This is a genomic window from Pedobacter sp. GW456-11-11-14-TSB4, from assembly GCF_059424425.1.
In genome coordinates, this window is record NZ_JBWKZK010000001.1 from 1544116 (window position 1) to 1561232 (window position 17117).

The window sequence follows — 17117 nt, forward strand, 5'->3', positions numbered from 1 at the left end:
ATCAGAGATCCTTCGGTACGGCTTCGGAGTTACAAACTCCGAAGAGCTGTGTTAAACACTTCAGAAAAAATTTTATCTGTGTTTATCCTTTTTTATCTGTGGTTAATGAAACTATTCGCCAAGTTTAAAATCTTTATAGTAATAATCCTTATCTGCATCTGTAAGTTGGCGTATTACCCTGCAAGGATTGCCAGCTGCAAAAACGTTATCTGGAATGTCTCTGGTAACTACACTTCCAGAGCCAATCACAACGTTAGAACCAATTTTAACCCCAGGATTAATCACTACATTGCCACCAATCCAAACGCTATTTCCAATAGTAATTTCTTGTGCCCATTCATATTCTTGATCGCGGAGATGTTGGTGGATAGGATGCCCAGCAGTGTAAATTGCAACGTTTGGTGCAATAAAGACATTATTTCCAATACTTACCTTGGCACAATCTAAAATTACCAAATTAAAGTTTGCGTAAAAATTATCACCTATTTCAATATTGTAACCATAATCGCATCTAAGAGGTGGTTCTATGTAAAACATTCTTTCGGTTTTACCGAACAACTTTTTAACCAACTCTTTGCGTTGTTTAATATGCTTTGGAGCTAAATTGTTAAACTCATAAACAATTTCACGAGCTTTTAATCGCTCTTTAGCTAATTCTGCATCGCCTGCTTGGTAAGCTTTACCCGCTAGCATTTTTTGTTTTTCTGAGAATTTATCGACTTCCATTTTATAGTTTTAGTTGCAAATTAATAAAATCAACTGGTTTGATGAAGCCATAGTGAATCATAAATATTTTAATTTAACGCTCTGTTTATACTAAAGCGCATATTTATTACCTGTAAATTTAATAGACCTCGGAGAGGTCACATATCTATAGGTTTAATAATCAATCGATGTACGACCCCAGCTGGGGTCGAATATTTTCTATATCATTAGCTATAAATATTTTATACCTCTGGGATAATTTAGTAAATTGTTAAAAGAAGAATTACTTATTAAAACTAAAAACTTCCATTTTATAGTTTTAGTTTCAAATTATTAAAATCAAGTGGTTTGATATAGCTTTAGTGACTTATAAGTGTTAATTAATTACGATTATTAAAACTATTGATCTCTAATAGATTGTATAAACCTATTCATTTGACCTCAACGAGGTCAAATATTTATAGATTCAAAATAATTATCATTCGACCCCAGCTGGGGTCGAATATTGGTTTTTAAATTTCTATAAAGATTTTATCCCGCTGGGATAATTTTGTATGCTATCAATAGATACAATAAATCCTGCTGATTTAGTATATTCAATTTATTAAAATTAAACATTTTACTTACTTGCAATTAAAACTCAATTATGGCAAATACCTATTCGCAAATTTATATTCAAATTGTATTTGCAGTTCAAAACCGAAATGCACTAATTGATTTTTCTTGGGAAGATGAATTGTACAAATACATAACAGGTATTATTCAAAATAAAAATCAAAAGTTAATTTCAATTAATGGAATGCCAGATCATATTCATGTATTGATTGGAATGCGGCCAACTTGTAACCTTTCAGACTTAGTTAGAGAAATTAAAAAGTCGTCTAATGCTTTTATCAATCAAAAACAATTTTCAAAATTTAGCTTTAAATGGTAAGAAGGTTTTGGTGCATTTTCATATAGCCATAGCCAATTAGATAATGTCATTAGCTATATTCAAAATCAGAAAAAGCACCACCAAAAAGTGTCATTTAAGGACGAGTATTTAGATTTCTTGAAAAAATTTGAAATTGAATTTGACAGTGATTACTTGTTTAAATGGGTTTGAGTGTTGATTTCAATTTTAGTATATTAAAAAATCTCTAATAGTATTTTTTTATTCTTTTCATTAGGTGTTTGTATTTTTTTAAATAAACTTATTTTTTCTTCTTGCCTTGCAAATGTCTCCATGCCAATTTCGACTCTTCTTTTTTCAATATCTGGCAGATGAGAAAGGTCTTTATCTTTGTGCCAAACGTTATAGTGATAATTATTGTATTTTCTTTTGCCCCATTGTCCTAAAAAGTCATTAAAACCAGCATACTCATTAGGGGGTAAATAACCCGTTTTAATATTTGGGAATAATAAATTGTTTAAGTCTTTCCTTCTTATACTAAAATAATGCGTAAACATTATTCCTGAAGAATTGCTGATTAAATAACGGTACCATGAATTTTATTTATATTTTGAAGAAAGGTTAATTGTATCAACAAAACCAATTAATCTCTCTCCAGGAAATCCATATTTCGTAATTATTGGTTTTAAAATTTCTACTTGCTTTCTGCTATTTCGCCGCCATTGCAAATTATAAATTATCAGTTTAAGTATATTATTATCTAAATTAACTTTATCAGTATATTTTTTGTCAAGTACTCTTAAGCTATCTACAGTTTTGCGTACAGATAGATTAAGTTTGCTTAAATGTTGCTGATGTAAAACATCATAATCTGCCAAAATAGTTTGTGTGTTTTTATAAGTAGTTGCCTTTTTAGTTATATCATTATAATAAATTATCCATTTTGGAACCCCTTGTAGAAATGATTTTTTAAGCCAAACTTCTGCTTTGAGACTATCATTAAGTTCACAACTAATTTGTAATGCTTTAATACAATGACGGGCATATATAAAATCATAGTCGTTGTAAATGGTGTTTGTTTTAGCTAATGCCGATTTTAAATCATTGTTTATAATGTCTTCATCGATAGCATTAATTAGCCTTTGATATCGATAGTAATCTTGGGCATTTGCATTAAAATAAAATATTAGAGGGATGATTAAGATTTTTAAATTTCTTATCATTTAGCTAATATATTATTTTTATTTGATCATGTTGTTGATTTTTGCATAAACCAAAGTTAAATAAACCCGATTGACGTGAAAAGGTTTTTGTTAGCGATGGAAGTCATCCGATGAATAACGAATTGCGGAAAATATTCATCGAATGACTTGATTAAGCTACAAAAACCTTGTAACAAAAAGCGGGGCTACCGTAACCGATGCCCCGCTTAAACTGCTTTACCCCCTAAATTAACTAGGGGAATTAAAAACTTATTTCGGTAATCCTTTTTTTAATGCTTTTTCTGCAATTTGAACCGCTTTTCTTTCACGCCATTCGGCATAAGATTTTTTGAAAATCATTTTGATCACACTATCAACACCACCTTTTACTGCCAAGTTAAATACACTCGCAGCTTTTCTTGATAATGATGCATCCCAAGCTCTTAAGCTTAATGAAAATGAACCGTCAACATATTTCATCCAATGCCACATTCCGGTAGGCATAAATAAAGTATCGCCGTGTTCTAAGAAAACTTCGTAACCTTCTACGCCTTTTAAGGCAGGGAATTTTTCAAAATCAGGGTTAGCTACATCATAATCTTCTAAAGCATAGGTAGCATTGGGCAAACAATACAAACGCTCTTTCCATTTATTGTCGAATAAGATGATATGTTTTCTTCCGCCAAAATGCGTATGAAAAAGATGAGGTAAATCTATATCGTAATGTAAAAAAGTAACAGAGTTTGAGCCACCAAAAAACATTGCAGGCATGCTTTCTATAAAACCGCCCATTAAATCTTTAGGAATTTTAATGTCGTTGATTAAACTTGGAACGTGTTTAAATAAGTTAAAAAAGAAAATACGTAACTCGGTAGGCTCTCTTTTAATCAGATCCAGGTAATCGCCAAATTTCATGCTTGCAATTGATGCATTGATAGGCTTGGTTGGGTCTGCTTTCGAGTTGTCTACCAAATTAACTTCAATATCGCCGCCAATTTGTTTAAGGTATTCGGTTGTCCATTTTTCTCTAGCTGGCCAATCTTTTGTTAAGCCTTTAAGTATTAATGGTTTTCTGGCATCCAGGTAATTTTTTTTAAAATCTTCCGGACTTATCGTCTCAACGGTATCAACAGGTTTTAAAATAAAGCTCATAATGTGCGATAAAGTAAATTTCAGGCGAAAGTATAGTTCACCTATACAAAAGTGTAAATTAATATTCGAAAAAAATATGATTTATCTCATAAATGTTATGGCTATGATAAATTGATGTTAAGTAAAAAAAGCGCCCCAACTTGTAGGGGCGCTTTTTTAAGTAAATCTAGAGGGATGACTGACCTCTTATTTCGGCATTAAAACCGTATCAATTACGTGAATTACACCATTGCTTTGGAAAACATCTGCAATTGTAACTTTAGCAGTTCCACCTTTTTCATCTTTAATCATTACGTTTTTGCCTTCCATGTAAATCCATAATTTACCACCTTGTACAGTAGTTAATTCTGCTTTACCACCACCAGCTTTAATTGCAGCAGCTACTTCTTTAGAACCTAATTTACCTGCAACAACATGGTAAGTTAAAATGGTTGTTAATGTAGCTTTGTTTTCTGGTTTAACTAAAGTTTCTACAGTGCCTGCAGGTAATTTTGCAAATGCATCGTTGGTTGGTGCGAAAACTGTAAACGGACCAGCAGATTTTAAAGTTTCTACTAAGCCAGCTGCTTTTACTGCTGCTACTAAAGTTGTGTGATCTTTTGAGTTTACTGCATTATCAACAATGTCTTTATCGGCATACATTGCTGCACCACCAACCATTGGATTTTTTTGAGCGTAAACATTGCTTGAAAATGCCATAGCTACTACGGCAATTGCTGAGAATAATATTTTTTTCATAATTTTTTGAGTTTTATGAATGGAGATACGCAGATTAAGCAATGCCGGATTTAAACAATTGAATATTATTTGTAATAAATTAATTATCAGTATATTACAAATATTTTCGCTATACTACTTTTGCCTTCTTAATTATTTTAGAGAATAATTTTGGGAAAAATCTTTTGATAAAAACACCATAAACTTCTTTGCCACCAATGTAAACTTCGTCTTTTTTATGATCAATTGCCTTAAGCAGTTTTTGAGCAAAAATTTCGGGATGCATTCCATTTTCTTGAGCTTTATCCATTGTGCCTTGCGCTTTTCCATTTGCTGTTAAGGCATTAATGGTAACATTAGTTTTTATAAAACCTGGGCAAGCCAGCATAATATGAATTTTCGGGTTGCTGATTTCTACCCTTAACGAATCGAAATAACCATGTAAAGCATGTTTAGATGCGGAGTAGGAAGAACGGTATTTTGTGCCAAATTTGCCAACTAAACTGCTAATGCATACAATGCTACCTGTATTTTGAGCAATCATTTGAGGTAAAATAGCTTTGCTTAAAATAACTGTACCCCAAAAATTAATGTTTATAAAACGCTGCTCAGTTGCTAAATCAGTTTCTAATGCCAAACTTCGTTGACTTATTCCGCCGCTGTTAATCAGCACATCAATTTTACCAAATGCTTGAATTGCTTCATCAGCTTTGCTAGATAAAGATTGATGATCTTCTAAATCTAATGTTAGAATTTGGATGTTAGCTTGGTTTTTGCAACTGGTTTTAACTCGATTTAATTCTTCAGTTTTTCTTGATGAGATAATTAATTTTACGCCTAATTGATCATAAGCGTAAACTAATGCTTCTCCAATGCCAGATGAAGCCCCAGTAATCCAAATTACTTTGTTATTCATTACCTTCTTTTTAAATCATCATCTACAAAAAGATCTGCAGCAATTCCATCTGCAAAAAGCTTTCCTTTATCAGTTAGTTTAATTATGTTATTGCTAAATATAACCTTTTCATTTTCAATATACGGTTCAATTTGCTTAGAAATTTCTTGAGCATAAATTTCTCCATACATGTTACTGATTTGAGTAAGATCCATTCCCCACATGGTACGTAAGGATGTCATAATGTACTCGTTAACATGGTCTGTTTCGCTTAGTTCTTCCAATGTTTCTGCAAGTTTGCCGTTGCTTAATTCTGCTAAATATTTGGCATTGTTGGCAACATTAAGGTATCGGTTTTGTCCATCGAAACCATGTGCAGAAGGGCCAATACCTAAATATGAAACGCCTCTCCAGTAATTGGTATTGTGGATGGCATATTTTCCTGGTAAGGCATAATTAGAAATTTCATAATGCTCAAAACCTGCCTGTTGAAGTTTATTAGTAAGCTCTAAAAATTGTGATGCACTTTGCTCATCGCTAACATCGCTTTGCTTGCCTTTTGCTATAGCAATAGCCAAGGCTGTTTTAGCTTCTACAGTTAATGAGTATGCAGAAATATGTGGAGTTTGTAACTCAATTGCTTTATCGATGTTAGCGAACCATTTTTCATCAGTAAGTAACGGATAACCATAAATTAAATCAATGCTTAAATTTTCAAAACCTGCATCTTGACTTCTTTTAATGCAAGAAACAGCTTCAGTAGCATTGTGGGCTCTGTTCATCCAAACCAAATCTTCCTCAAAAAATGATTGGATACCAATACTAAATCTGTTAATAGGCAATGTTCTAAGCTCGTTTATTTTTTTAGTATCTAAGTCATCGGGGTTTGTCTCAATAGTAATTTCAGCATCGGCTGATATAGAAAAGCAATTGACAAGCGTATCAAAAATTTTTTGTAGCGAAGCTGATGATAGTACAGAAGGAGTTCCTCCGCCAAAATAAATACTGCCTATTTGTTCAGTAATTCTATCTTTTTTTAACCTTATTTCTTTGCAAATGGCATCAACCATTTCATCTGCGTATTTAAATGAAGTTGTAAAATGAAAATCGCAATAAGTACATGCTTTTTTGCAGAACGGAATGTGGATGTAAATACTTTGCATAAAAAATCAAATACAAAGGTAGTTGCAATAAAATTGATAGTTGATATGTTGGGCTAAAAATGTTTAAATGCTATGATTTCTTTATCCGAATTACAGAATACGTTTCCAATTTTTGGAATTTGTAGATTGTGTATACTGTTTAATTAATTAATAATCAGTTTGTTAAGTTTTTGGCATCGCACTTGAATTGAGCCTGCAAAACAAAACAATGAAAAATTTAATAGATCAAAAAATCTTCTTAGTAGACGATGATGAATTAAGCAGAGCATATTATGTTCAGCATTTAAAAAATTTGGGCTATACCAATTTATTTGAATTTCAAAATGGTAGTGAATGCATCAACCACTTAATTGATAGTCCTGATATTATTTTTTTAGATCAACATATGGCTAACATGAATGGTTTAGATGTGCTCAAGAAAATTAAAAGAATTAACCCTAACATTTATGTGGTTTTTCTATCCGGTCAGAGCAAAATTATAACCGCTGTTGATGCACTTAAGTACGGAGCTTTCGATTACATTATAAAAAATGAGGATACTTTAAAAAGTATCGAAAAAGTGCTTACTAAAATTGGGAGTTTAAAAACGCTCATTGCCGAAAGTAAAGGATTTAGAAAAAGATTGTTTCCATTTTTATTTTAATGATCATGAAATATACACTACTGGGTTTATTTGTAACTCTTGCGTTTTGCTCATGCGGCACGCAAAATATTTTGGTAACAAATTCAGCAATTGATGCCTCATTACTAGAAAATAAGCAGCCTTACGAATACCGATTAAGAAACAATGATAAAATAAATATCAGCGTTTGGGATCACGATGATTTAAGTGTTGGTTCTATTTATGGCATTTACAATTCTGGAGAAGTTTATGGGAAATGGTTAATGGTAGATGCTGCTGGTAATGTTACAATACCTAAAGTTGGAGCATTTAGGGTTAAAGACCTAACAATTGCTGAAGCAAAAGCATCCTTAAAAGAGATTTATAAAAAGTGGATTGTTGAGCCGGTTGTAGAGATAAAAGTTTTGAATAAAGAAGTTACGCTAATTGGAGAATTTAAAAGCCCTGGTAAATATATTTTAGAGAAAGAGAAAAACACGCTTTTAGAGCTAATTGGTGCAGCTGGCGATTTCGATTTTTATGCGAATAAGAAAAAAATTCAAATCATTAGAGAGGTTGATGGCGTAGCTAAAAACTTTACAGTTAACCTAAGTGCCACAGATGGGATAGCAAAAGCAAATATTACCATATTACCTGGTGATGTGGTGTATGCTCCAAGTAGGTCTGGTAAAAATTGGGATAGAAGAGCTGCATCTACTATTGTGCCTATAGCTTCGGCAATAAGTACAGCTGTTTTGGTTTGGGGGATTTTAAAATAGGATGGAAAATTTCAAAGCAAACATGGGCATTTTTAGACCATTATATCGAGGTATTCCAATCATTTTACTAATCGTTATCATCGCTATTGGCATTGCAAATAAGTATTTGAAATACACAACGCCAATGTACGAAAGTACTGCGAAAATTAAGCTTGCAGATCTACATGAAGGAGTTTCTAACAGTAACTTATTTAAAGATTTTGATGTATTTGTAACGAGTAATAAAATTGGAGCAGAGGTAGAGTTGCTTAAATCGAGTGTATTAATTCAAAAAACGCTAGAAAAGCTAGATATGAAAATTGCCATTTATCGCGTAGGTGATATTCATAAAACTGAACTTTATAACCAAAGTCCATTTGTTGTACAGGCAGAAATCCAAAACCCTAAATTTTATAATGTTCCTTTTGAAGTTGTTGTAACCAACGGCTCTACCATCGTGATAAAAACACCATCTGGTAACGCAATTAGCTCAAAATTTAACAAGGTGATAAAATTTGATGGGGGTATAATTTCTATCAAAATCAATAAAAATCTGTTAGCCAAAAGACCAGATTTAAAGATTAACGATAAGTATGAGTTTATCATTAACTCTGATGAAAAGCTTATAGACAAAGTCATTTCAAATTTAGATGTGATGGCAGTTGATAAAGACATTCCGGTATTGAGAATTAGTTATCTTTCTCCTGTACCGCAGCAATCTGCAGATGTGGTTAATGCTTTATCCGCTACTTATATCGAAGATTATATCCATCAGAAATATCAATCTGCTGATACTAGTGCGAATTTTTTAAACAATCAATTGGAATCTTATAATAAGAAATTGGCAGTTAGTGAGAATGCTAGAGAACAATATCGGATAAATAATAACATCGTAAATATCTCTCAAGAAACTGATACCGATTTAAAAAAGATTGCCGATTTAAAGAAGCAGCTTGCTGGCGTGCAAATGAATTTAAACGCAGTTGATAGTTTAAAATTTAACTTAAAAAATGGCTCAGAAAATTTATTAGAATTGGCGCCAAATTTTGATACCTACACAGATTTCTTAAGTACTGAAATGGTTAAGAAAGTTAAAGAACTACAGAGAGATAGGAGAGAATTATTGATCAGATTTACGCCTGGTAATGATAAAGTAAAAGTAATTGATGCAAACCTCGCAGATATACATCAATATTTGTTAGAAAGCATAGACAATACAAGTCATAATTTAAGGATTAAATACAATGATTTAACCAAAAGCATAGCTGATGCTGAGCAGGTTTTTGAGGGCTTACCAGAAAAAGAGCGCAACATGACAGTCCTAGATCGAGATTTTGGTTTAAATGAGCAGATTTATAGATTTTTACATGAAAAACGCACTGAAGCAGAGATTGCAAAGGCTGCAACCATATCCTTTCACCGTATCATTTTTACTGGTGAGGTTCCTAATAAACCAGTATCACCAAATTCAGCAATTATTAAAGTATTAGCTACAATTTTAGGTTTTTTGGGAGGAATAGCGGCTATTTTGTTTGTTCATTTTATAAAAAATAAAGTAAATGATGCTGCGGTTATTCAACGGTTATCTGATTTGCCAATAGCTGCCTCTATACCTCATTTAAAGCAAGCAAAGTTAACTGAAATGTACTTTAAAAGATGGGCTTTAGAATTAGATATCAAAAAATTTGTTGAAGAAAATACAATTATTACCATATCAAGTTTTGATGTAAAAGAAGGTAGCCAATTTATCTCAGAACATCTGGCTGTTGCCTTAAGCTTAATTGGCAAAAAAGTGATTTATATAGATACCGCAGCAATTGATGAAAATTTGATTAACCACAGCATGTGGAGCAATTACCTTGCTAACCAGAGGAAAAACAATGAAATAATTATAGTTCGCAATGTTCCAATGGCAATTGATTCTACAGCTTTAAATCTACTGCATATCGGTCATCTCAATTTAGTGATTTTAGATAGTCGCATCACCACCAAAAATAGAATTACCGAAATGGATAATTTGAGCGAAGAGCTTGCTTTAGAAAATGTACAATTTATATTAAATAGGGCTGGTTATACGCCGAGCATTTGGTCTCAAGTATATCTGCAGATTTTAAGGATAAGAAAAATTTTAAAGCGATGATAGCAATTGTAAGAAATGTACAGCCTAAATATTGGGTATTGGCAGATCAAATAGTAGTTAGTGGAACCGCATTTTTAACTAATTTATTTTTAGCTAGGGCATTAGGAGCAGTTGGTTATGGTACTTTTTCGGCAATAGCAATGGTACAACTTTTTGTCTTGTCAATCGTAATGGCGTCTAGCACACAAATTTACCAAGTAGTTTATCATTCATTAAATGATATACAAAAAGAGAAACTAACCGCAGGCATGCTTATTCAGCAATTATTTATCGGATTGGTAATTATTTTATTAGCTGTTATGTGCTGGTTTATCATGTCATTGCTCAACTTTAACTGGTATGTGCCTTATCAGCAAGTTGTGCTTTTGGTTGGTATAAGTACATGTTTGTATATTCTTCAAGATTTTTTAAGAAGAGTATTTATTGCGCAAAACAAAGTGAAGCAAGCTTTTTTAATTGACATGATAACCAATGCCATTCAATTAATTGCATTAGTAATGGCTTGGTTTTTAGTAGAAATAAATCAGTTTTGGGCTTGGTTAATTATAGGTTTTAGCTTTATACCATCTGTTGTTTCGGGTATTGTTTTACTAAAACTAAAAGCACTTAGTAAGGAATCTTTTATGTATTGTTGGAGCCTGCAAAAAAATAAAATTGGCTGGCTAGTTGGTTCATCTGCTTTACAATGGGGTTCTGGATATTTCTTTGTATTGGCGTCTGGCTGGTGGTTAGGAGTTACAGCATTAGGTGCTTTAAGGTTAGTACAGTATTTATTTGGTATGGTTAATTTAATATTACAGGCATTCGAAAATTATGCTCTACCAAAACTTACCCAGTCTAACAGCAATAGAAAGCAATATTACATTCGAATTTCGAAAAAATTCCTGCTTATTGTAATGCCATTTCTTATTGTGTTTTGCGTTTTTGCGAAGCAGTTTTTACATCTACTTGGTGGCGAGGTTTATGAGCAATACACTTTTGTAATTTATGGCTTAAGCTTAGTTTATATCGTAATGGCAGTAGGCTATCCTATACGAATGGTAATTAGGGTTTTGCATTTAGATAAAGCCTATTTCAAAGCCTATATCATTTCAGTTGCTTTTAGTTTAATTAGCGCTCCATGGTTATTGGCAAATTATGGGCTTATTGGTGTTTTAGTAGGCCTAATGGGATCTCAGTTGGTGTCATTAGGTTATTGGGTAATCATTCTTCAAATCAAACATTCTTTTTTATGGAAATCATCCACATAGTACTTGGTAAAGCTAATCCCGATAGGATGAATGGCGTAAATAAAGTTGTTAACGAGCTCGCCATCAGGCAGAAGTTAGTAGGTTTTTCAGTTTCTCTTTGGGGTATAACTAACCAGCTTGAACATAATTATCCCGATAGGATTTATGATACAAAATTATTTTTGGCACAGAAAAACCCTTTTGCAATTGACAAAGCTTTAAAGGGAGCAATTTTAGCTTTAAATAATGATACAGTTTGCCATCTTCATGGTGGTTTTTTACCCGCGATGTATGCCGTAGCCAAATACTTAAGAAAAAAAAATATCAAGTTTGTTTTTACTCCTCACGGAAGCTATAACCTCATCGCTATGCGTAAAAACGGATTTATAAAAGCGATGTACTACAGGTTTTTTGAGTGTAAATTGCTAAGTAATGCCCATAAAATTCATGTTTTGGGCGAATCTGAATTGAACGGTTTAGATACAATTTTGCCAGATACAAATGCAAAGCTAATTCCGTATGGCTTTCAATTAAATACTGCAGCTTTTAAATCAAATTCCAGTAATTATAGATTTATAGTGGGCTATTGCGGGCGCTTAGATGTATACACGAAAGGATTAGCAGAATTATTAGAGGGATTTAAAGATTTCTTTTTAAAGAGTGATGTAACTGCTCAATTGTGGATAATTGGAGATGGGAGCCAGAAAAAATATTTAATGAAGCTAGCATCTGATTTGGGTATATCCAACGCTGTTGTGTTTCATGGCGCTAAGTTTGGAATAGATAAATTTGAGCTGCTTATGCGATGTAATTTGTTTGCAGCACCAAGTAGGAACGAAGGTTTACCAACGGCGGTACTTGAAGCTGCCGCCTTAGGCATCCCTTGCTTAGTAACAAAAGCCACAAATATGGGCGGTTATATTTCTTCTTTTGATGCCGGTTTGGTTATATCAAATACTTTATCAGAAGAAATTAATGAGGGTATATCAGCTTTATATTATCAATTAAAAAACAAAGATCGTGCTAAAGAGCTTAGCGAAAATGCAAAAAATATGGTTAGCACGGCTTTTAATTGGGATTTAATTGTAAAACAGTTCGCAAAGTTATATCAATAATGAAAGCGAAAAATCATGAACTATCAGACCAAAGATTTTTAAGAAACATCTATTGGATCATGCTGATTGTACTTTTTTTAATGATAGCAGGATTTTTTACTTGGAGTGAAAATATTGCTATTACAAGGGTAATTAAAGTAGTTTCGAGAATTGGGATGACGGTTGCTGCCTTTTTTTTGCACCGTGCCTTGGTTAATTATGGCGCAATTAGTGCCTTTACATGGAAAAATCCTTGGTCTCCATTTTTGTATTGTGGTTATTTAGGCTTGTCGCTTGTTTCATTTTTATGGAGTACGGATGTGTCTTACAGCACTTTGCAATGGGTTATGGATTTCGAAAGTTTAGTTTTTGCCTTTTACTTTATGAAGTGTTTTTTATTGTTAGAAAATTTTTTTCCTGGCAATAAAATTCGGTTTTTTAATTTAATGGGCGATGCAATTTTCATGATTTTGCTTATTTTTATTGTAGGAATGCTCGTAAATCCTGATGATTTTTTTAGATTAGTTGAGGGTGGTGAAGACAAAAGATTGGGCGGTTATATCATGAATCCGAATGAGTTGGGCATGATTTGTGGCCTTGGTATATCTTGCTTAATTTTTGATTTATACCGAAATCACCACAAATGGTGGACGGTTTTTAAATTACTTATTTTAGTTTATGCCCTTATTTTAACAAAATCTCGCTCCTCATTAATTGGCTTGTTGCTCATTATTTTCTTCCACTTACGAAAATCGAACCATAAAATATTAAAATATGCTATTTACGCCACAATTGCCAGCGTTTTGCCTATTGCTGTGCAAACCTTAATTTTAAGAAAAGGTGGTATTGATGATATTTTATCGATGACAGGGCGGATGCCTTTTTGGAAGGCATTAATTAATGAAGGATTGCCTAGAGAACCTTGGTTTGGTTTTGGTTTTATGCGAATTGATTATAAAGATCATTTCGAAAGTGTGCATACCTATGCAGGTCACATGACGCATAATACGTTTATGCAAGTATTAATGAATTTGGGTTTTATAGGTTTAATATTAGCTTTAACACAATTAGGCTTTACCATAAGAGGATTTTTAAAAGAGAACAACGAAAAAATGTTGGTTTTACTGGGTATCCTCATACCAATCTTAATCAATTCTTTTACCGAATTTGGAATTTTTGGAGAAACTAATTATGGAATTTTATTTTATCAGATGTTGATTTTCTCCATCAGTTTAGATCGACCAAAACGGCTTATCCAATCTGAAATAAAAGAGCTCAAACGTAAACGCCCAAACCTAGTGCTATCTTAAATAAATTTTTTCCATAAAATGGAAATCTTTCTCTGAAATAGATTATTTGTAAGTTCATTTTATTCATAAATATCTATTAATCAATTAATTATAATATGTTTTTCTTCTGGCATTATAATCGTATTGCACGATTGTAATTACATACGCTATAAAATGGATCTCCAATTGTTTATAAATTCCTTACAAAAAATCGGCATAGAAATAAGTCAGGTTGCAACCAGTCAAAAAAGTATAGCCATTAGCTGTTGCTATAAAAATAATCCTGATGGAAGCATCCGTTGGATTTGGCCTAAGTCGGCTAAAAGACCTTATTTTTTAAAGTTCTACCACTCATCTGGTTTTAAAGCTCAGCTTATCAATTTTGCACTAAATGTGATGGGCTATTTAGGGTTGCTGAAATGGTTTGCCAATGGCAGTTTTACAATTTACACTAGTGCAAGAAATAAATGGACTATTAGTGAAAACTGGAAAAATAATTGGGCTTGGTTTGCAGGTACAATTGGTCCGAACCAAAAGGCAATATTGTGGTGCAAGGCAGATAAAAAATCCACATTTGTGAAAATTCCGCTAAGCAAACGAGCCGAAGAAAACGCTATTCGTGAAGCTAATGCATTGCAATTTCTTCAAAACAAGCAACTTGGTTTTTCGTGCTTTCCGACAGTAAAATTAAACGAAAGCAATGCCCTTTATTTGAGTGATGTTAGCAAGGCAACGCTAAAAACAGACCGTTTAAATGAGCTACCCATTAACGCTTTGCAAAAGTGGTTAAGTTTAGATAAAACTATACATCCTTTCCACTCTTCTGCGTTTTGTTCATCGTTAAATCAAAAACTAAAGCTATTAAATGATGTAGCCGACACCAGCAGAATTCCAAAATTATTAATTGAGAAATTAAACTTATTAAACCAAAGTTTAGGAAAGAACAATTATATCAAGTTGGCTTTTTCGCATGGCGATTTTACACCATGGAATGTAATGTTTAAAGAAAATAAATTGCACTTGATAGATTTAGAGTTGGCTCAACAACAAATGCCAATCCTTTTTGATTTGTTTCATTACATCTACCAATCCAATATTTTAATTGGAAATAAAGGTTATGTATCCATTAGAAAAGAAATAGACCAATTATTTGAAACGCCAGTCTGGAAGAACTACATCTATGAGCAAAATATGGATGTGGTATTAGCCGAACGCCTATACCTCCTTTATTCCATCGCTAATTATTCTATTATTTACCATGAACAAGAGCAATGGCATGTGCAAATTACATGGCTTTTAAATACCTGGAATACGGCATTAACTGATCATTTAATTGAGAAAAAAATAAAGCCAATCCGCGTTTTAATGTTAGAGGATTTATCTTTTTACTTAAAACAAAAATCTTACGCCATTTTAAAATGGCAGCAACAGGAAATAGGAATGTTGCCAGAAAATTCTGATTTGGATATCTGTATCGATTATAATGATGCGTTAAGCGTAATTGCTTTGCTGAAAAATCATCCTTTGATTGCAAATTTAGGTATCAAGAAATTATCTTTTATGTTTCAGCTAAGTCTTTTTTTAAAAGATGGTACAACTTTAAGTGTAGATTTCATTCACAAGTTTAAGAGAAAATCTTTGGTGTTTTTGGATGCTCGTGAGTTGCTCTTAAACAGCTTCGAAAATAATGCAGGTTTAAAAGTACCTAAGCTTGCTGATGATCGGAAATATGTGCAACTATTTTTCGGTCTTAACGGCGCTCCCTTGCCAGAAAAATATCAGCATTACGCTAATCAAATACCCATAAGCCAATTATTAACTGATGTTAAAAGGCTCAAAGCAAATCAAGGTTTTAGTAAAGTTGCTAATCAACTAGGTTATGTTTTTGATGTAGTAAAAGAGTTTTTTCAGCAAAGCGGATTTATCGTTTCGTTTAGTGGAGTAGATGGAGCTGGCAAAAGTACAGTTATTGAACATACACGAAATTTAGTAGATAAAAGAATGAGGAATAGAGTGGTTGTAGTTAGGCACCGACCTGGATTGTTCCCTATTTTAAGTGCTTTTAAACATGGTAAGGTTGCCGCCCAAAACATGGCTGCTGCTAATTTACCCAGACAAGGAACCAACAGCGGTTTACTTTCATCTATATTAAGGTTTAGCTATTATTATTTAGATTATTTACTTGGCCAGTGGTACATCAACTTTCGCTATTTAAAAAGGGGATATATCGTTTTATATGATCGTTATTATTTCGATTTTATAAACGATGGGAAAAGAAGCAATATTAACCTACCAACTAAGTTTACAAGCTTTTTATACAAGTTTATTGCAAAGCCCGAACTTAACTTTTTTCTATTTGCCGATCATCAAACCATATTGAAAAGAAAGCAAGAATTAGATGCGCCAACAATTGGTGCGCTTACAGAAAAGTACCTCAGTTTATTTGATAAATTAAGCATTAGCAACAACGCCAATCTCTATTTACCAATTGAAAATATTGAGCTCGAAACTACATTAAAAACGGTATTTAATCACATTCAGAATAAGCACAATGAAAACCATCATCCAAAGCATAGTTAGGTTAAGAAACCCAGCCTTTCACTTTGATCCAGAATTAAGATTAACGCTAATCATCAGCTTTGCTTACAAGCAATTTTGTGCAATGCTACGCGGAGTTAGGGTTATATTTTACTTCAAAAAGCCTAATAAGTTGATGCTTGGCAAGGGAGTTAAGTTTTTTAATCTGCAGCAAATAAAATGGGGAGCTTACTTAAAACTTGGCGATGGGGTTTTTTTAAGTGCATTGGGTAAAAGAGGGATTTCTTTTGGAAATAACGTTGGCATTGGTGCCTATAGTCAGTTAGTTGTATCAACTTCGTTTAACCAAATAGGTTTAGAAATTAATATAGGCAACAATGTGGGCATTGGTGAGTTTGCCTATTTGGGTGGCGCAGGCGGTTTAACTATTGGCAACGATTGTATTGTGGGGCAGTATTTCAGCTGTCATCCAGAAAATCATAATTTCAACGATTTACATCAATGCATCCGTCAGCAAGGTATAACTCGCAAAGGAATTACCATAGGCAATAATTGCTGGATTGGAAGTAAAGTTACCTTTTTAGATGGAGTTACTTTGGGCGATGGATGTGTGGTAGCTGCTGGTGCTGTGGTTACCAACTCATTCGCTGCAAATAGCATTATTGCTGGCGTGCCTGCAAAATTAATCAAGATAAGAACCTAAGTGATTATTTAAAAAAACTCCATTCCATCTTGCTCATCT

At 33.0% G+C, this 17117-nt stretch carries 16 protein-coding genes; 9 read left to right on the forward strand and 7 right to left on the reverse strand.

What is annotated here, in order from left to right; all coding sequences use genetic code 11:
* Positions 1–111: 111 nt before the first annotated feature.
* A complete protein-coding gene (locus AC07XU_RS06960) occupies positions 112–726 on the reverse strand; it encodes a sugar O-acetyltransferase (protein WP_494942897.1) in 615 nt (204 codons plus the stop codon).
* A gap of 625 nt (positions 727–1351) precedes the next feature.
* On the opposite strand from AC07XU_RS06960, the gene tnpA reads away from it, so the two are divergent.
* Positions 1352–1639 carry an IS200/IS605 family transposase gene (gene tnpA / locus AC07XU_RS06965; protein ID WP_494942898.1) on the forward strand — a complete coding sequence of 96 codons (288 nt, stop codon included), beginning with the start codon at positions 1352–1354 and terminating at the stop codon, positions 1637–1639.
* Between the two features lie 194 nt (positions 1640–1833).
* Here tnpA and AC07XU_RS06970 read toward each other — a convergent pair whose 3' ends face one another.
* The 6 genes from AC07XU_RS06970 to hemW form a co-directional block, all read right to left on the reverse strand.
* Positions 1834–2154 carry a hypothetical protein gene (locus AC07XU_RS06970; RefSeq protein WP_494942899.1) on the reverse strand — a complete coding sequence of 107 codons (321 nt, stop codon included), beginning with the start codon at positions 2152–2154 and terminating at the stop codon, positions 1834–1836.
* A 42-nt stretch (positions 2155–2196) separates the two neighbouring features.
* Entirely contained in the window at positions 2197–2820 is a 624-nt protein-coding gene (locus AC07XU_RS06975) for a hypothetical protein (protein WP_494942900.1), read from the reverse strand.
* A 249-nt stretch (positions 2821–3069) separates the two neighbouring features.
* Entirely contained in the window at positions 3070–3951 is an 882-nt protein-coding gene (locus AC07XU_RS06980) for a cupin-like domain-containing protein (protein ID WP_494942901.1), read from the reverse strand.
* A gap of 186 nt (positions 3952–4137) precedes the next feature.
* Positions 4138–4689 carry a fasciclin domain-containing protein gene (locus AC07XU_RS06985; RefSeq protein ID WP_494942902.1) on the reverse strand — a complete coding sequence of 184 codons (552 nt, stop codon included), beginning with the start codon at positions 4687–4689 and terminating at the stop codon, positions 4138–4140.
* A 109-nt stretch (positions 4690–4798) separates the two neighbouring features.
* Complete coding sequence (locus AC07XU_RS06990) at positions 4799–5584, reverse strand: SDR family oxidoreductase (protein ID WP_494942903.1); 786 nt, start codon at positions 5582–5584, stop codon at positions 4799–4801.
* Positions 5584–6726, reverse strand: coding sequence for a radical SAM family heme chaperone HemW (hemW, locus tag AC07XU_RS06995; protein ID WP_494942904.1), 1143 nt, complete (start codon positions 6724–6726; stop codon positions 5584–5586). The genes AC07XU_RS06990 and hemW overlap by 1 nt, the downstream gene beginning before the upstream one ends.
* A gap of 208 nt (positions 6727–6934) precedes the next feature.
* On the opposite strand from hemW, the gene AC07XU_RS07000 reads away from it, so the two are divergent.
* From AC07XU_RS07000 to AC07XU_RS07035, 8 genes are all read left to right on the forward strand, one after another.
* Positions 6935–7369 (forward strand): response regulator, encoded by a 435-nt coding sequence (locus tag AC07XU_RS07000; protein WP_494942905.1) that lies wholly within the window; start codon positions 6935–6937, stop codon positions 7367–7369.
* 5 nt (positions 7370–7374) lie between these two features.
* Complete coding sequence (locus AC07XU_RS07005; RefSeq protein WP_494942906.1) at positions 7375–8106, forward strand: polysaccharide biosynthesis/export family protein; 732 nt, start codon at positions 7375–7377, stop codon at positions 8104–8106.
* Between the two features lies 1 nt (position 8107).
* Positions 8108–10225 (forward strand): GumC family protein, encoded by a 2118-nt coding sequence (locus tag AC07XU_RS07010; RefSeq protein WP_494942907.1) that lies wholly within the window; start codon positions 8108–8110, stop codon positions 10223–10225.
* On the forward strand, positions 10222–11475 hold the full coding sequence (locus AC07XU_RS07015; protein ID WP_494942908.1) for a lipopolysaccharide biosynthesis protein: 1254 nt from the start codon (positions 10222–10224) through the stop codon (positions 11473–11475). Before AC07XU_RS07010 ends, AC07XU_RS07015 begins: the two co-directional genes overlap by 4 nt.
* Positions 11457–12569: a glycosyltransferase family 4 protein gene (locus tag AC07XU_RS07020; protein ID WP_494942909.1), complete on the forward strand. Its 1113-nt coding sequence runs from the start codon at positions 11457–11459 to the stop codon at positions 12567–12569. The genes AC07XU_RS07015 and AC07XU_RS07020 overlap by 19 nt, the downstream gene beginning before the upstream one ends.
* Complete coding sequence (locus AC07XU_RS07025) at positions 12569–13858, forward strand: O-antigen ligase family protein (protein WP_494942910.1); 1290 nt, start codon at positions 12569–12571, stop codon at positions 13856–13858. The genes AC07XU_RS07020 and AC07XU_RS07025 overlap by 1 nt, the downstream gene beginning before the upstream one ends.
* Before the next feature lie 165 nt (positions 13859–14023).
* Positions 14024–16417: a phosphotransferase gene (locus tag AC07XU_RS07030; protein ID WP_494942911.1), complete on the forward strand. Its 2394-nt coding sequence runs from the start codon at positions 14024–14026 to the stop codon at positions 16415–16417.
* Complete coding sequence (locus AC07XU_RS07035) at positions 16389–17078, forward strand: acyltransferase (protein ID WP_494942912.1); 690 nt, start codon at positions 16389–16391, stop codon at positions 17076–17078. The genes AC07XU_RS07030 and AC07XU_RS07035 overlap by 29 nt, the downstream gene beginning before the upstream one ends.
* Positions 17079–17117 lie beyond the last annotated feature (39 nt).